The organism is Agrobacterium vitis, assembly GCF_013426735.1.
Taxonomy (GTDB): domain Bacteria; phylum Pseudomonadota; class Alphaproteobacteria; order Rhizobiales; family Rhizobiaceae; genus Allorhizobium; species Allorhizobium vitis_D.
Map to the genome: position 1 here is coordinate 835,980 of NZ_AP023272.1, position 16,808 is coordinate 852,787.

Sequence of the window (16,808 nt, forward strand, 5' to 3'; positions counted from 1 at the left end):
ATCATTCCCCCTTTTGTTTCAGCTGAAACGCGATTTGTTCAATCCGTTCCAGAATGGCTTTGAGATGAACGCGCAAGCGATCAGCCTTTTCCTCGTCGTAAGCAAACGGCGGCTCTTCAGTGGCAAGGTGTGATGCCTGCGCCAGCTCCATCTGAATGGCGTGAATGCCCGTGTCTGGCTTGCCATAATGGCGCGTGGTCCAGCCGCCTTTGAAGCGGCCGTTGAGGATGGATGTGTAACCCTCCGCTGACGCTGCAATCTCCACTGTTGCCGCTTCAATGGCGGCATCACAGGTGCGGCCCATGTCGGTGCCGATGTTGAAATCCGGCAAGCGGCCTTCAAACAGAAAGGGGATGTTGGCGCGGATGGAGTGGCAATCGTAGAGCACCGCCACGCCATGGATGGCTTTGACGCGCTCGATTTCCGCCAAAAGGGCGGCGTGATAGGGTGCGTGAAACGCCGCCAGACGCTCCGTAATATCCGCCTTAGTCGGTTCTTGCGAATCAATCCAGATCGATTGTCCGTCAAAATCCGTCTCTGGAATAAGCCCCGTGGTGTTTTGCCCCGGATAGAGGCTCACCCCCGCCGGATCACGATTGGCGTCAATCACATAGCGATGGAAGGTGGCGCGAACGGTGGTGACGTTTGGCAACAGGTCTTGGTACAGATTGTGGATATGCCAATCGGTATCGGCCAGCAGTTTGCCGTTGTCGTTGAGGCGGTTCCAGATGGCAGGTGGCACATCCGTTCCCGTGTGCGGGAAGGCGAGGATAACGGGCGATGTGCCTTGGGTGACTTCGAAGATGTTGGACATTTAAAATGATCTCCCTTGGCGGCTGGAGTTACCCCCCTCTCTCCTGCCGGACATCTCCCCCTCAAGGGGGGAGATCAGCAAGACGCGATGCCGAGTTCCATTATTTGGCCCCGCACTTTTCAACGAGTCGATCTCCCCCCTTGAGGGGGAGATGGTCGGCAGACCAGAGGGGGGTAGACCCCACATGAAAACGCCCATTCCGCTCACCCCTCCAACCCCGGCAAAATCCCAGCCGATACGCTGCCCACCAAAGCCCCATCAGCCACCAGAGCGCTGGCCGCAACCAAATCCGGTGCCATAAACCGATCTTCTTCCAGTGTCGGCACAACGGCGCGCAGGGTATCCATGGCCTTTTGCAGCTCCGGGCTGGTGGTGAGGGGCGCGCGAAACTCCACGCCTTGGACTGCGGTGAGAGCCTCAATGCCAATGATGGCAAACAGGTTTTCGGTCATTTGCAACAGCCGCCGCGCACCGTGGCAGGCCATGGAAACATGGTCTTCCTGATTGGCAGACGTTGGCGTTGAATCGACTGATGCCGGATGGGCCATCTGCTTGTTTTCGCTCATCAGCGCGGCAGAAGTGACTTCGGCAATCATCAGACCGGAATTGAGGCCGGGTTTTTTCGCCAAAAACGCTGGCAAGCCATAAGACAGGGCCGGGTCCACCAAAAGCGCAATACGCCGCTGGGCAATGGCACCGATTTCACACACGGCAATGGCAATCTGGTCGGCAGCAAAAGCCACTGGCTCGGCGTGAAAATTGCCGCCAGACACCACACTGTCATCTGAGAGCACCAGCGGATTATCCGTCACCGCATTGGCTTCGATTTCCAAGGTGCGGGCGGTCATCCGCAGCAGATCAAGGCAGGCTCCATCCACCTGCGGCTGGCAGCGGATGCAATAGGGGTCCTGTACGCGCTCGTCACCATCCAGATGGCTTTGGCGGATCACCGAGCCTTCCAGCAAGGCGCGCAGGCTTGCGGCCGTATCAATCTGGCCCTTGTGGCCGCGCAGTGTGTGAATATCGGCCGTAAACGGTGCCGAGGAACCCATGGCGGCGTCCGTAGACATCGCCCCGGTAATCAATGCTGCTTGCGCTGCGCGATGGGCGCGGAAAAGGCCTGCCAAAGCCAAAGCGGTGGAGGCTTGCGTGCCATTGATCAGCGCCAGCCCTTCCTTGGCTGCCAAAATAACCGGAGTAAGGCCAGCGCGTTCCATCGCAAGTTTGCCCGGCAGCTTTTCGCCCTGATAAAATGCTTCCGCCTCACCCATCATCACCGCAGCCATATGGGCCAGCGGGGCCAGATCGCCGGAGGCACCGACAGAGCCTTTTTCCGGGATCAGCGGAATAACTCCTTTTTCCAGCATGGCTTCAATCAACCGCACCAGTTCCAGCCGCACGCCGGAGGCTCCACGGCCCAGCGAAATCAGTTTTAGCGACAGGATCAGCCGCACGATATTCTCAGCCAGTGGTGCACCGACGCCGCAGCAATGGGAGAGAATGAGATTACGCTGAAGCGTGGCGGTATCCGCTGCATCAATCTTGATGGAAGCCAGTTTGCCAAAGCCGGTGTTGACGCCGTAAACAGGCTCATTGCCCGCAGCTATAGTGGCAATGCGGGCGGCGGCGCGCTCAATGCCCGCATCAAAACTGCGATCCAGAACGGCAGGCTCACCATGCCAGTAGATTTTCGCCAGATCGGCCAGCGGCACGGAGCCGGGGTGCAAGGTAATGGTCATAGTGGCCCCTTGTTGGAAAGTGTTATTGTGTCTTGGCCGCGCCATACCCGCGCATAAAGCGGGTTAAAGCCCATGCGGTAGACAAGCTCAGACAGTTCAGAAATATCCCAAATGGCAAGATCAGCCGATTTTCCGGCTTCCAGCGTGCCAATCTCATCCAGCCGACCCAGTGCGCGGGCGGCCTCGCGGGTCACCCCGGCAAGGCACTCCTCCACCGTCATGCCAAACAGAGTGGCCCCCATATTCATGGTCAGCAGCAGCGAGGTGAGTGGTGAGGTGCCGGGGTTGTTGTCGGTGGCCAGTGCCATTTTTGTGCCGTGCTGGCGGAAGAGATCGACAGGCGGCTTTTTTGTCTCGCGGATAAAGTAGAAGGCACCCGGCAGCAGCACCGCTACGGTGCCTGCCTTTGCCATGGCATCCGCGCCCGCTGCATCGGTATATTCCAGATGATCGGCAGACAGCGCGCTATATTCGGCAGCAAGGGCTGCACCGGATAGATTGGAAAGCTGATCGGCATGCAGTTTTACAGGCAGGCCCAGAACTTGGGCCGCATCAAACACCACGCGCATCTCATCGGGTGAAAAGGCAATGCCCTCGCAAAAGCCATCCACGGCATCAACAAGCTGTTCCGCATGGGCAGCTTTCAAGCCGGGAAGCACCACCTCGCGGATAAAATCACCATTGCGGCCCTTATAGTCTGCGGGCGTGGCATGGGCACCGAGATAAGTGGTGCTGATGGAAACGGGGCGCGTATCGCTGAGTTTTTTTGCGGCCCGCAGCATTTTCAGCTCGTCTTCCACCGTCAGCCCATAGCCGGATTTGATCTCAATGGTGGTCACGCCCTCCGCCAGCAGCGCATCCAGACGCGGCAGGGTTTCACGCAGCAAATCCGCCTCACTCGCCGCCCGTACCTTGGATACGGATGAGACAATGCCACCACCCGCCCGGGCAATTTCTTCATAGCTGGCACCTGCCAAGCGCATTTCAAATTCATGGGCGCGGTTGCCAGCATGCACCAGATGGGTGTGGCAATCCACGAGGCCGGGAGTGATCCAGCGGCCCTCGCAATCGGTCACCTCGGCGGCGTTCAGCAGACTGATCGGTAGCTCACTCATCGGGCCAGCATAGATAATCTGCCCACCGCGGACCATCAGCGCGGCATCTTCGATAATGCCGAGGCCGGATAGCTGCGGATTGAGCGTTGCCAACCGCGCATTGGTGAAAATGCGATCCCGATGTGTCATGCTGATCCCTTGTTATTGCGGTTCAGGCTGCATTGCGCCTCACCGATTTTCCTATTATGTATATACTTAATGAACCAAGACGCAAGTTAGAAAATGAGAGGGGAAAGCCATGCCGACACTCCACGCAAAACAGGCGCTACTGCCGGATGGCTGGGCCAAGGATGTGCGGCTGACGCTGAAAGGCCGTGCCATTTCCGCCATTGAGCGGGGTGTGGAAGCCAAGCCGGGCGACGAGCGGCATGAAATTGTGCTGCCCACCATGGCGAACCTGCACAGCCACGCCTTTCAGCGCGGAATGGCGGGTTTGGCGGAGCTGCGCGGGCCGGACAATGACAGTTTCTGGAGCTGGCGCACGGTGATGTATCGCTTTGCCCTGACCATGAGTCCGGAGCAGATGCAGGCCATTGCCGCCCAGCTTTATGTGGAAATGCTGGAGGCTGGTTTTGGCCGTGTGGGCGAGTTTCACTATCTCCACCATGATCGTGATGGCAGCCCTTTTGCCAACCGCGCCGAAATGGCCGAACGTATCGTCGCCGCGAGCAGCGAGACCGGAATTGGCCTCACGCTCCTGCCCGTGTTTTATGCCCATTCCGGCTTTGGTGGGTTGGCCCCCAATGAGGGCCAGCGACGGTTTATCAATGATGTCGATGGTTTTGCAGAACTGTTGGAGGGGGCGAAAAAGGTAGCCTCGAACCTGCCCGGTAGCGTCACAGGCATTGCGCCTCACAGCCTGCGGGCGGTGACGCCGGAAGAATTATCAGCGCTGCAACAGCTTTCTTTCGATGGACCAATCCATATCCATGTGGCCGAGCAGGTGAAGGAAGTGGAGGATTGCGTGGCGTGGTCTGGTCAGCGTCCGGTGCAATGGCTGCTGGACAATGCCGATCTCACCGCTCGCTGGTGCCTGATCCATGCCACGCATATGACCGACGACGAAACCATGCGGATGGCAAAAAGCGGTGCCATTGCCGGTCTTTGCCCGATCACTGAGGCCAATCTGGGCGATGGCACGTTTAATGCTGAGGTTTTCTTGGGGCAGGGCGGGCGCTTTGGTATCGGCTCTGATTCCAACATTCTGATTGGCATTGCCGATGAGCTGCGCCAGCTGGAATATTCGCAACGTCTGGCCCATCGCGCCCGTAACGTGATGGCTTTGCCCGGCGGATCAACGGGCCGGTATCTGTTTGATGGTGCTGTGAATGGTGGGGCTGCGGCGCTGATGGCGGAGAGCGGCTTGGCGGTGGGCAAGCCTGCCGATGTTGTCAGCCTCAAGCCGCACCATGATCTCGGTTTGAGCGGAGATCAGATTTTGGACAGTTTTCTCTTTGCCAATGGGGCTGCGGTGGATTGTGTTTGGGTGGGTGGGGCCAAGCAGGTGGATGCCGGGCGGCATAAGGCGCGGGAGCGGGTATCATTGCGGTTTGCGGGGGTTATGCGGGAGTTGATGGCTGGGTTTTGAGGTTGCCTTGTCGTCCAACACTTTGGCTTCGCCCCCTCATCCGGCTGCCGCCACCTTCTCCCCGCTGGGGAGAAGAGGTTGTGTGGCAGATGTCATTGTATTCAACCAAAGGCAGTCTATGTGGACGCCGATTTTAGTATGAATTCAAGGCTAATGATTTACGCTCTTCTCCCCAGCGGGGAGAAGGTCCCGGCAGGGGGATGAGGGGGTGCGCTTGCGCCCTGAGATACGGAGGCCAATCATCAACCACCCTTCCGCGCCGCCGCATAGCGATTAACCGGCATCGACAACCCCAAATTCTCCCGCAAAGTCTTGCCCTCATACTCTTCCCGAAACAGACCACGCCTGCGCAATTCCGGCAGCACCAGCCGCACAAAATCATTCAAGCTGGCGGGCAGGGTTGGCAGCATCAGGATAAAGCCATCGGCGGCTCCGGCTTGGAACCATTCTTCCATAAAATCAGCAATTTCGGTGGGGGTGCCGGTGATGCCGTTGCCGGTGCTTTTTTCGGCGTAGAAGCGGATCAGCTCGCCAACGGTGTGGCCTTCCATGATGAAGTCGCGCAGCCATTCAAACATGGCTTTCGAGCCTTTTGGCTCTGCGGGCAGGCGCTCCAGCGGGAAAGGCTGGTCGAGAGCAACACCGGAAAGATCGGCCTCCAGAAATTCTCCCAGCATCCAGCGGCCGACATCGGGGTGCAGGTTGTCGATCAGGAAATCCACCTTGGCTTGCGCTTCCGCTTTGGTTTCGCCAACGTTGACCACCAAGCCGGGCATGAGCTTTAAATCATTGGTCGAGCGGCCATATTTGGCCATGCGGCCCTTGATGTTGTCGGCAAAGGCCTTGTTGCGCTCCAGATTGGAGGCGAGGCTGAAGACGATTTCGGCGGTGCGGGCCGCCAGTTCCATACCCGCTTCCGAGCCACCGGCTTGGGCAATCACCGGGCGGCCTTGGGGGCTTGCTGCAATGTTGAGCGGGCCGCGCACCTGAAAATGCTTGCCCTTGTGGTTCAGCGTGTGCAGCTTTTCTTTGTCGTGGTAAAGCCCGTTTGCCTTGTCCAGCACCAGCGCATCTTGCTCAAAACTGTCCCACAGGCCAAAGACAACATCGACGAACTCTGAGCCGCGCTCGTAGCGTTCCGCATGGGGTGGCAGGCCCTCAAAGCCGTAATTATAGCCGGTCTCGTCATGGTCAGAGGTCACCACATTCCAGCAGGCGCGGCCACCGCTTAAATGATCAATGGAGGCGAAAATCCGGGCAATGTTAAACGGCTCGTAATAGCTGGTGGAGGCGGTGGCAACAAAGCCGAGCTTTTCCGTCAGCACGGACAGCGCCGAAATCAGCGATAGCGGCTCAAACCGGTTCATCTTGGTGGGTGAGCGCGCCAGCGCATCGGCATCGCCAATGGCGGCGGCGGGAGAATCGGCCAGGAACATGAAGTCGAATTTCGCCGCTTCCGAGATTTTCGCCACGTTCAGCAGGTGATCAATCTTGTTGGCCCCATTCACATCGGTATCCGGGTGCCGCCACGCTGCCGGGTTGAAACCGAAAGTGTAGACGAAGGTTCCAAGTTTCAATGTGTCGGTGCGGGCCATGGTGATCTCTTCTCTTTGATCAGGCAGGAGTGGAAAGGCGTTGCGATGGGGTAAAACGGGCGGTAACGGCATGGCTGGCACCCGGATAGGTCAGGCGCACTTGGGTGACTGTTTCATCCAGCCGCCATGTTTGGCGCTCCACCACCAGAACCGGGGTGTTGGCAGCAATATCCAAGGTTTTAGCCGCCGCCTCATTGGCGGCTTCGGCAGCAATACGGTGTTCGGCGGCATTCCATGGAATGTGCGTCAAAAGCCACGGACCGGGAGCCAGATCGGCAAAATCAGCATTCGCTGCCTGCGGCACCACGCCCAGGTTGATGATACGTTCTTCAAGGCAGAAAGGACTATCATCAGCATAATGCAGACAGGCGAGGGTCAGCAGCTTGCGGCGCGGTGCGAGAGACAGGTTTTCACACTCTGCCTTGGTCGGAGGGCGGATGGTTCGCGACAGAATGCGGTGATGGTAGGTCTTCTCTAACGAGATGACCTCATCACGGATGTCGTAAATTTCCAGAATGGCGCTTTGCGAGTTCTGCGGCATGACGATGCTGCCGGTTTTGCGCTTGCGCAGCACAAGGCCAGCGCGAGCAAGCTGGGTCAGCACCTTGTTGACGGTCATGCGTGAGCAGGCATATGTCTCGGCCAGCACTTGCTCGGACGGAATTTTATAACCCGGCGGCCATCGGCTTGAGAGAATATTGCTCTCAATGTCATCCAGAATACGCTGGTGCAGCGATTTGCTGCGTGTGTCTATCTCTTCAGTCATCATGCCAGCATCGATGCGCCGCGATCCAGATAGGTATCAAGGAATTGTTCCAATCGGGGATGGCGCGGCTTGGCAAAAACATCCGATGGCGCGCCGGTAAACAGCAATTTTCCCTGGTCGAGAAAGCTGATCTGCTGGCCAACCGTGGCGGCAAAGCCGATTTCGTGGGACACGACCACCATGGTCATGCCCTCGGCTGCCAGATCGCGCATCACGTTGAGCACTTCGCCGGTTAATTCCGGGTCGAGCGCCGAGGTTGGCTCATCAAACAGCATGATTTTCGGTTGCAAGGCGAGGGCGCGGGCAATGGCCACGCGCTGTTGCTGTCCGCCGGACAGCTGCGACGGGTAGTGGCCTGCGCGGTTTTCCAGCCCCACTTTTTTCAGCTGCGCCATGGCGCGGTCTTCCGCCTCACGTTTTGGCACTTTATGCACGGTCTTCAAGGCTTCGGAGACATTACCAAGCGCGGTCATATGCGGCCAGAGATTGAATTGTTGGAACACCATGCCAATTTTAGAGCGCACGGCGCGGATTTGGGCGGCAGGCAAGCGTTCACGTTGACCATCGGGTTTTTCGAAATAGCCAAGTGCCTCGCCGCTGACGGTGATCATGCCTTCGCTGGCCTCTTCCAGAAAGGCCATGCACCGCAGAAGCGTGCTTTTGCCAGAGCCGGAGGGGCCAATCAGGCAGGAGACCTTACCTTCCGGGATTTCCAGGTTGATGTCATTTAACACGGTATTGGTGCCAAAGCGCTTGACGAGCTTGGAAACGGAAATAGCGGGAAGCGTCATGGCGCGGAAAACCTCAATCTGCTCAAACGGGATTCAGCCTTGCGAGCCGCCCAAGCGGTGGCCTCCACAATGACCCAGTAAATAACGGCCAGCACGAAAATCGCCTCCAGAAAGGCATATTGCGCAGAACCAATGGCGCTGACGGTGGCGGTGAGTTCGGGAACGGTGATGATCGACAACACCGCCGATTCTTTCAGAAGAATGATCGCCAGATTGACGCAAGGTGGCAGCACGATCAGCGCCATTTCGGGCAAGAGAATGCGGCGAATAATTTGAAGCCGGGTCAGCCCCAGACATTCTGCCGCTTCCACATGGCCATGGGGAACGGAGCCATAGCCTGCGCGGAAAATTTCCGAGTAATAGGCGGCGGAATAGACGGTGAGACCAATCAACCCGCAAGGGATAGGGTCGAGCGACAGGCCAACATAGGGTCCGCCATAATAGACAAGGAAAATCTGGATTAGAAATGGCGTGCCGCGTAACACTTCCACCACCAATCCCAGTGGAATATCCAGAAGCCTGCCGCCGTAGCGCCGTCCTGTCGCGACGAGAAAGCCAACGACAATGCCCAGCACCATGCCGACCACCCAGATCCAGAGGGTGGTGGTGGCACCGCTGAAAATTTCCGGCAGATGATCGAGAATGACTTTCGGATCAAAGATCATTTGACCGCTCCCGGCAGGCTACGCTCGGTGATGCGGGCGATCATCGCCACGCTCCAGCAGATGATCAGGTAAATCAGCGCTGCCGATGAAAACAGCTCAATGGGCAGATAGGTGGAGGCGGCAAGATCCTGTGCCATGCGGGTCAGCTCGACAATGCCGACGACCGAGACCAGCGAAGAGGATTTGAGGATCATGATTGCCTCATTGACCAAAGCCGGAAAGGTCAGCCGCAACGCAATGGGCAGTTTGATGCGTAAAAACGTCTGGCGGCCTGAAAAGCCAGCCATATCGGCAGCCTCGATCAAGCCTTTCGGCACGCTTTCAAAGCCCCCACGCAGGTTTTCGGCCTGATAGGCTGCGGTGCAAAGCGACAGGCCAATGATGGCGGCCACCACGCTTGGCACATTGATGCCTATAAAAGGCAGGAGATTGTAAATCAGCAGCAATTGCACCAGCAATGGCACGCCGCGAAAGAAGCTGATGAACAGCTTGGTTGGCATTGTATAGAGTCGTTTGCCGGAGAGCATGGCGCCAGACAGGGCAATGGCAATCAAAAAGCCGATGGCAATCGAAATCACGCTGATGCCCAGCGTCCATCCGGCAGCCTTAACCAGCAGGAAGAAGAGTTTGAATGACATGGCTCTCCGGTCTTCGTGTTTTTGTGGCTATCGATGAGCATGGATGGTTCAGTGTGGCAGATGAAAGAAGGGTGCTTTTCGGCCCATCCGTTTATTGGCCCACCTCACTCTCGGCCTTCGTCACCCTCGGGCCTGTCCCGAGGGTCTGCTACGAGAGACTATGCCATTAAGGTCGTTTTTAACGTTTAACGGTGGCAGATGCTCGGCACAGGGCCGAGCATGACGTTGGAGAGAAAGGTGACTTATTGTCATCAGGTGGGCGTCATTTGGAACGGCGTTTTCACGCCCTCCCAATCGGATCACCTCAAAACGCCGGGTCTTTCACGCTATCAGGCGTATCAAACTTGGTGCCAAACCACTTTTCCTGCAATTTCGCCATGCGGCCATCACCCTTCATCTTGATGATGGCGGCATCGACGGCGTCGATCAGGCTGGCGTGGTCTGCATCCTTGGTGCCGACAAAGCTGAAATAGCTCTTTTTGCCAAAGGGTGGCAGAACCACTTCAAAAGCTCCATTGCGCTGCTTGGCAACGAAGGCGATATTGGGCAGTGAATTGGCAACGGCCACCACGCGGCCCGCGGCCATATCGGCATAGGCGTCGTTGAAGGAGACATATTCACGCACATCAATTTTCTTCGGCAGGGTTGCGGAAAGCTCCTGCAACTGCGCCAGCTGGGCTGTGGCCTTGCCGACGCCAACAGATTTACCCGCCAGATCCTCAGGCTTGGTAATGGTCTTGTCGCCAGCCTTTTTCAGGATAGCAACGGTGGCTTCGGCAATCGGAGCGGTGAAGCGATAGCGCTCCATGCGGGCTTTGGTGACGGTGGCAGGGCCTGCAACAATATCGAACTTGCCTGCTTCAAGGCCGGGCAAAACACCGTCCCACGGCAGGGCAATCCACTCAACCTTCACGCCCAATTCCTTGCCGATTTCGGCAAAGAGATCGACGTTGAGGCCAACGTGGTCGCCAGCATCGATAAAGTCAAAGGGTGCAAAGGCGGTTTCCGTGCCGACTTTCAACGTGCCAGCGGCTTTGATCTTGGTGAGCGCATCTTCGGCATGGGCCGACATGCTCGCACCAAACAACAGGGCGGCCCCAAGCGCCGCCTTCAGCAACAGTCTTTTCTGCATCACGATTTCTCCAGTTGCCCGCAACCCGGCGATCTCTCGTACCGGTGCAATTCCCCTCAGCCGTTTCTCGGCTATTTGACTATACAAATAGAGCGGGGAAGGGGGCAGCTGTCAATGCTATTGTGCGGAAAATAAGCGTGCTTATTTTCTAAGCAGATCTTTGGCTGGAGTCGAGGCGAATCCGCCCCTTTTTCCAAGGAAAATGCTATTTCATGCGATGGCGACGATATCGACGCTGATATCGGCGGGCCGGGAGGCTTCGATCACCAATCGACCGTTGGGCAAGTCGTTACCATTCAATTTCCAGGCGATTGCGGCCTCGTCCAGTCCGTAATGAACCCAGCGGTCGCGCAGGCGCTGTTCCAGCACCTCCAGTGGGGGGCCGACGAAGACCGTCAGGTCGAAGCAGCTTTGCAGACGGGTCCAAGGGGCGCGATCCAGAAGCAGGTAATTGCCCTCGATCAGAATGAAGCGGGTTTCCGGTGCAATTGGCCGGGCCGAGGCAATCGCTAGTTCGCGGTCGCGGTCGAAAACCGGCACAAGCACTTCCTCGTCGCCAGCCTTCACCGCCGTGACGATGTCGAGAAAGCCGCGCACGTCGAAGGTTTCCGGCGCGCCCTTGCGCTTCAGCAGGCCGCGCTGTTCCAGAATGCCGTTGTCCATGTGAAATCCGTCCATCGGCAGGATTTCCGCAGTTTCGCCGCGCGCAATCAGCGCCTCGCGCAAGGCTTCCGACAGGGTGGACTTACCGGCACCTGGCGGCCCGGCAATGGCGATCATGAAACGGCTGGCCCCTTGGGCCAGCCGCGTGATTTCCTCAAGAAGGGAGGAAATAGATGTTGTCATGCTGCAATCGCTTCTGCTGGTGCTTCTTTTGCACCCGTCATGAAGGCCACGGCATCCGACATGGTGTAATCCTTCGGATTGATCACGCAGAGACGCTTGCCAAGCCGATGGATGTGGATGCGGTCGGCCACTTCAAACACATGCGGCATATTGTGCGAGATCAGCACGATCGGCATGCCGCGCGAGCGCACGTCCTGGATCAGCTCCAGCACGCGGCGGCTTTCCTTGACACCCAAGGCAGCGGTTGGTTCGTCGAGGATAACCACCTTGGAACCAAAGGCAGCGGCGCGTGCCACCGCCACACCCTGACGCTGACCGCCGGACAGGGTTTCCACCGCCTGATTGATGTTCTGGATGGTCATCAGACCAAGCTCGGACAACTTTTCACGGGCAAATTTGTCCATGGCAGGCTTGTCCAGCGCCCGGAACACGCTGCCCATGATGCCGGGTTTGCGCATTTCACGGCCCAGAAACATGTTGTCGGCAATGGAGAGCGCCGGAGACAGGGCAAGGTTCTGATACACGGTTTCAATGCCAGCTTTGCGGGCATCGATCGGCGAACGGAAGTTGATGGTCTGTCCTTCGAGCTTGATCTCGCCTTCATCCGGCGTCACGGCGCCGGAAATGGCCTTGATCAGAGATGACTTTCCTGCCCCGTTATCGCCGATCACAGCGAGGATTTCACCCGGATAAAGATCAAAATCGGCGTTGTCGAGGGCAGTGACGCGGCCATAACGCTTGACGAGACCACGGGCGGTGAGAATGGGTTCTTGTGCCATTAGCCAGCTACCTTTCTGATCCATTGGTCAATTGCGACGGCGGCAATGATCAGCACGCCAATCAGCATATAGGTCCATTGCGGGTCGGTGCCGGCCATACGCAGGCCAAGCTGGAATACGCCAACAATCAACGCGCCAAACAGCATCCCCATGATAGAACCGCGACCGCCGAACAGCGACATGCCGCCAATGACCACTGCGGTGATGGATTCGATATTGGCAAACTGGCCAGCCGTTGGCGATACCGAGCCGATACGGCCAATCATCGCCCAACCACCCAGCGCACAGATCAGGCCGGCAAGGGTGTAGACGGAAATCAGCATGCGCTTGACATTGACGCCAGACAATTCCGCTGCATCGGGATCGTCGCCGACCGCGTAGAGATGGCGGCCCCATGCTGTGTTGTTCAAGACATACCAGAGCACGGCGACCAGAAGGGCCAGCGCGATTACGCCATAGGTCAGGACGGCGCCGCCCAACTTAAAGCTTTGGCCAAAGTATTGCAGAATGGGCGCATTGGTGACCAGATCCTGCGACCGGATCGTTTCATTCGATGAATAGAGGAAATTGGCCGCCAGAACGATCTGCCACATGCCGAGCGTGACAATGAACGGAGGCAGCTTGACGCGGGCCACCAGCACGCCATTGATGAAACCGCAAATGCCGCCGACGGCAAAGCCGCACAGCACGGCAAGCGGGCCAGGCATGCCATAGTGAACGGCGAATTGCCCCATGACCACCGATGACAACACCATGATGGCACCCACCGACAGATCGATACCGGCAGTGAGAATGACCAGGGTCTGTGCCGCACCGATAATCCCGGTAATGGCAACCTGTTGCAAAATCAGTGTCAGAGCAAAAGGCGAAAAGAACTTGCCGCCCAGAATGACGCCGAAAGCGATCAGAGACAGGATGAGTACGATCAGCGGCACGGCAGCCGGGCTGGAATGCAGGAAGTGCTGAAACTTCTGCAAGGGCGTCTTGTCGTTGGTATCGAACTGGGCGACCGAGGTCGAGCTGCCCGACAGGACGTTTTCGTATTCAAGATGAGGTTTGGTGGCGGCTTTTGGCTCGCTCATCGGCTTTCCTCCCGTGGACCTCTTCTGAGGCTTGAGGGCCGGGCTGGACCGTGACACCAATTGCCGACGGCCGCCTGCGGCATTGTAGGATTTATGTATTCAACCCAGAAATCTGTCTATTACTCTTGGTTGCGTATCGCGCTTACCAGAAGGGCGGCCTGAGCCGCCCTTCCGTTGCAATATTTCAAGAGCGTATCAGCCCCAGCACTTCTTCAGGCCTTCGGCGACGTCGATTGACGGAACGCCTTTGGCAGCCTTGTCGGTGACGAGCGAAACGCCCGTATCAAAGAAGTCCTTGCCAGCGGTTGGCTTTGGCTTTTCGCCAGAGTCAGCAAACTTCTTAATGGCTTCGATGCCCAGAGCCGCCATCATCAGCGGATACTGCTGCGATGTCGCACCAATCACGCCTTCCTTGACGTTTTTCACGCCAGGGCAGCCGCCGTCAACCGATACGATCAGCACGTCCTTCTGCTTGCCAACAGCCTTGAGGGCTTCGTAGGCACCGGCAGCGGCTGGCTCGTTGATCGTGTGAACAACGTTGATGTTCGGGTTTTTCTGCAGAAGGTTTTCCATGGCCGTACGGCCACCTTCTTCGTTGCCGTTGGTGATGTCGTGGCCGACGATGCGCGGGTCGGTTTCGTCACCAATCTTGTTCGGGTCCTTCGGATCAATGCCGAAGCCGATCATGAAGCCCTGGTCGCGCATAACGTCAACCGATGGCTGGGCAGGGGTAAGGTCGAGGAAGGCAACCTTGGCATCCTTGGCCTTGTCGCCCAAAGTGGCGGCAGCCCACTGGCCAATCAGCTTGCCAGCAAGAAGGTTGTCGGTCGCAAATGTCGCGTCAGCGGCATTGACCGGATCAAGCGGCGTATCGAGTGCGATCACCAGAAGACCCGCGTCGCGGGCTTCCTTGACGGCAGGCACGATGCCCTTGGTGTCGGAGGCGGTGATCAGGATACCCTTGGCACCATCGGCAATGCAGGTTTCAATGGCTGCAACCTGGCTTTCGCTATCGCCATCGATCTTGCCGGCATAGGACTTCAGCGTAACGCCCAGTTCCTTGGCCTTGGCGGAAGCGCCTTCCTTCATCTTGACGAAGAATGGATTGGTATCGGTTTTGGTGATCAGGCAGGCTGACACGTCAGCAGCCTGTGCGCCTGTCGAAAAGACAACGCCGAGAGCCAGGGCGCCAAGCGTGGCGCCGATCAAATTGGTCTTCATATGGATCCTCCCAAGGACAAAGATAAACGCACCCTCTCAAGGGGCCGTTCGGTTCGCATGGTCCATCACCTCTCCCGTGTTGGCCTCCATGCTTCCTGCCTCAAGAAAACACTATTCCAAATGCCTGTCAATAAATAAATCGAGTTGAATTATTAATCCACTGTGGCATGCTTGGCCCTGTCGTGGCCTGCCGGGGGAGCCTGTATCAGGCGGATACAGGCCAGGACAGAGGAGCAGAATGATCGCCGGATCAGGATCGAAATTATTGGTCTGCCCGGTCGAATATGTAAGGAATTCCTGTTCAGCCGACGCTGGATGCAGTCGGGCGGCGCAGGATGGGAGGATGATCGATGACAGAGGGAATGAATGCGGGTCTGGCGATGCCGCCCGCTGCCCTCGAGACGAGTGGCGGCGCCAATCAGGTCGGCGTGCGCGCCTATAACGAGCGGCTGGTCATGTCGCTGGTGCGCCGGCATGGTAGCCTGTCCAAGGCGGAAATTGCCCGGCGCAGCGGTCTCTCGGCCCAGACGGTGACGGTGATCATGCGGGTGCTGGAGCGCGAAAAGCTGCTGGTGCGCGGTGAGCCGGTGCGTGGACGCGTCGGCCAGCCTTCGGTGCCAATGCGGCTCAATCCGGATGCGGTCTATTCGTTCGGGGTCAAGATCGGGAGACGCAGTGCCAACCTGGTGCTGATGGATTTCGTCGGCACGATCCGCCATGAGGTGCGTCGCACCTATCCTTATCCGATGCCCGGCCTCCTGCTGGATTTCATCGTCGGCGGCATTTCCGATATCGAGGGCAGGCTTTCCGTAGCCGAGCGGGCCCGAATTGCCGGTGTGGGCATCGCAGCGCCGTTCGAATTGTGGAGTTGGGCGGAGGAAACCGGCGCGCCATCAGAGGAAATGGATGTCTGGCGCGATACCGACCTGAAAGCCGATGTCGCGGCCCGGATCGGTTATCCGGTCTTCATCCAGAACGATGCGACCAGCGCCTGCGCCGCCGAACTGGTGTTCGGGGTTGGGCCACACTATCCGGATTTCGTCTATTTCTTTCTCGGCTCCTTCGTGGGTGGCGGCATCGTGCTGAATTCCTCGCTGTTTTCCGGGCGCACCGGCACAGCTGGCGCGGTCGGGCCGCTGCCGGTGCAAAGGCGCGATGGCAAAACCGTCCAGCTTTTGAAGATTGCGTCGATTTTCGTGTTGGAAAACCTGCTGCGCGACTATGGACAGGATAGCCAGTCCCTGTGGTATTCGCCGAGCGACTGGGTGGACTATGGGGAGCCGCTGGAAATCTGGATCCGCGATACCGCCGCAGCGCTGGCCCAGGCGATTGTGGCTGCGGCATCGATCATCGACTTTTCCGCCGCCGTCATCGATGGCGGCTTTCCGCAATGGGTGCGCCAGCGTCTGGTCGTGGCCATCCAGGAAGCGGCGCGTGACCTCGACCTCCAGGGTGTATTGATGCCCGAGATTGTCGAAGGCGCCGTCGGCCACCAGGCCCGGTCGGTGGGCGGTGCCAGCCTGCCGCTGTTTTCCCGTTATCTTTTGGATCAGAATGTGTTGTTCAAGGAGTTACTGTAAATGCTGAAGGGTCTCAACCCCATCCTCAATCCCGAATTGCTGGCCACCCTGCGGGCCATGGGGCATGGTGATGAAATCGCCATTGTCGATGGCAATTATCCCGGTCTCGAGCATGCAAGGCGGCTGGTGCGGCTGGATGGTCTCGGCCTCATTCCTGTGCTGGATGCTATTCTCTCCGTCCTGCCGATCGACGATTTCGTGCCGGAAGCGATTTTCCGCTCCACCGTCGGCAAGGACCGCGATGCACTTGACCCGGTTCATGCGGAAATCATCGCCTGCTGTGCCGCCCATGAACCAAAGCAGCCGGTCGTTCCGCTGCTGGGGCCGGATTTCTATCCGCGTGTCAAGGCGGCTCATACAGTTGTGCAAACTGGCGAACCTCGCCTTTATGCCAATGTCATTCTTAAGAAGGGCGTGATATATCCATAATTACTATTGGTTGCAGCAATCGCATTGG

Annotated in this window: 16 protein-coding genes; 3 read left to right on the plus strand and 13 right to left on the minus strand. The window is 57.9% G+C overall.

Translation table 11 applies throughout. The features are described 5' to 3' along the window. Position 1: 1 nt before the first annotated feature. From hutG to hutI, 3 genes are all read right to left on the minus strand, one after another. The gene (hutG, locus tag H1Y61_RS03790) at positions 2-814 is read right to left on the minus strand and encodes an N-formylglutamate deformylase (RefSeq protein WP_180573746.1); all 813 of its coding nucleotides are present in this window, start codon (positions 812-814) and stop codon (positions 2-4) included. A 203-nt stretch (positions 815-1,017) separates the two neighbouring features. Beyond that, positions 1,018-2,553 carry a histidine ammonia-lyase gene (gene hutH, locus H1Y61_RS03795; protein WP_180573747.1) on the minus strand — a complete coding sequence of 512 codons (1,536 nt, stop codon included), beginning with the start codon at positions 2,551-2,553 and terminating at the stop codon, positions 1,018-1,020. After that, positions 2,550-3,797 (minus strand): imidazolonepropionase, encoded by a 1,248-nt coding sequence (gene hutI / locus H1Y61_RS03800; protein WP_180573748.1) that lies wholly within the window; start codon positions 3,795-3,797, stop codon positions 2,550-2,552. The genes hutH and hutI overlap by 4 nt, the downstream gene beginning before the upstream one ends. A 109-nt stretch (positions 3,798-3,906) precedes the next feature. On the opposite strand from hutI, the gene H1Y61_RS03805 reads away from it, so the two are divergent. Continuing rightward, positions 3,907-5,256, plus strand: coding sequence for a formimidoylglutamate deiminase (locus H1Y61_RS03805; RefSeq protein ID WP_180573749.1), 1,350 nt, complete (start codon positions 3,907-3,909; stop codon positions 5,254-5,256). A 242-nt stretch (positions 5,257-5,498) separates the two neighbouring features. Here H1Y61_RS03805 and H1Y61_RS03810 read toward each other — a convergent pair whose 3' ends face one another. The 10 genes from H1Y61_RS03810 to H1Y61_RS03855 form a co-directional block, all read right to left on the minus strand. After that, a complete protein-coding gene (locus tag H1Y61_RS03810; protein WP_180573750.1) occupies positions 5,499-6,851 on the minus strand; it encodes an LLM class flavin-dependent oxidoreductase in 1,353 nt (450 codons plus the stop codon). Between the two features lie 19 nt (positions 6,852-6,870). Further along, entirely contained in the window at positions 6,871-7,620 is a 750-nt protein-coding gene (gene hutC / locus H1Y61_RS03815; RefSeq protein ID WP_180573751.1) for a histidine utilization repressor, read from the minus strand. Beyond that, positions 7,617-8,408 (minus strand): amino acid ABC transporter ATP-binding protein, encoded by a 792-nt coding sequence (locus H1Y61_RS03820; protein ID WP_071203311.1) that lies wholly within the window; start codon positions 8,406-8,408, stop codon positions 7,617-7,619. The genes hutC and H1Y61_RS03820 overlap by 4 nt, the downstream gene beginning before the upstream one ends. Next, on the minus strand, positions 8,405-9,073 hold the full coding sequence (locus H1Y61_RS03825) for an amino acid ABC transporter permease (protein WP_180573752.1): 669 nt from the start codon (positions 9,071-9,073) through the stop codon (positions 8,405-8,407). The genes H1Y61_RS03820 and H1Y61_RS03825 overlap by 4 nt, the downstream gene beginning before the upstream one ends. Then, entirely contained in the window at positions 9,070-9,711 is a 642-nt protein-coding gene (locus tag H1Y61_RS03830) for an amino acid ABC transporter permease (RefSeq protein WP_012654235.1), read from the minus strand. Before H1Y61_RS03830 ends, H1Y61_RS03825 begins: the two co-directional genes overlap by 4 nt. A gap of 304 nt (positions 9,712-10,015) precedes the next feature. Continuing rightward, positions 10,016-10,843, minus strand: a complete 828-nt coding sequence (locus H1Y61_RS03835; RefSeq protein WP_180573753.1) for a transporter substrate-binding domain-containing protein — start codon at positions 10,841-10,843, stop codon at positions 10,016-10,018. Between the two features lie 210 nt (positions 10,844-11,053). Beyond that, the gene (locus tag H1Y61_RS03840) at positions 11,054-11,689 is read right to left on the minus strand and encodes a nucleoside triphosphate hydrolase (protein WP_180573754.1); all 636 of its coding nucleotides are present in this window, start codon (positions 11,687-11,689) and stop codon (positions 11,054-11,056) included. Continuing rightward, positions 11,686-12,468, minus strand: coding sequence for an ATP-binding cassette domain-containing protein (locus H1Y61_RS03845; protein WP_180573755.1), 783 nt, complete (start codon positions 12,466-12,468; stop codon positions 11,686-11,688). Before H1Y61_RS03845 ends, H1Y61_RS03840 begins: the two co-directional genes overlap by 4 nt. Next, complete coding sequence (locus H1Y61_RS03850) at positions 12,468-13,550, minus strand: ABC transporter permease (protein ID WP_174112982.1); 1,083 nt, start codon at positions 13,548-13,550, stop codon at positions 12,468-12,470. Before H1Y61_RS03850 ends, H1Y61_RS03845 begins: the two co-directional genes overlap by 1 nt. 195 nt (positions 13,551-13,745) lie before the next feature. Continuing rightward, a complete protein-coding gene (locus H1Y61_RS03855) occupies positions 13,746-14,771 on the minus strand; it encodes a sugar ABC transporter substrate-binding protein (RefSeq protein ID WP_012654240.1) in 1,026 nt (341 codons plus the stop codon). Positions 14,772-15,121: 350 nt separating this feature from the next. Here H1Y61_RS03855 and H1Y61_RS03860 point away from each other — a divergent pair, with 350 nt between their 5' ends. Next, positions 15,122-16,351, plus strand: coding sequence for an ROK family transcriptional regulator (locus tag H1Y61_RS03860; RefSeq protein ID WP_071206039.1), 1,230 nt, complete (start codon positions 15,122-15,124; stop codon positions 16,349-16,351). Continuing rightward, positions 16,352-16,780 (plus strand): RbsD/FucU family protein, encoded by a 429-nt coding sequence (locus tag H1Y61_RS03865; protein WP_180573756.1) that lies wholly within the window; start codon positions 16,352-16,354, stop codon positions 16,778-16,780. Positions 16,781-16,808: the final 28 nt, after the last annotated feature.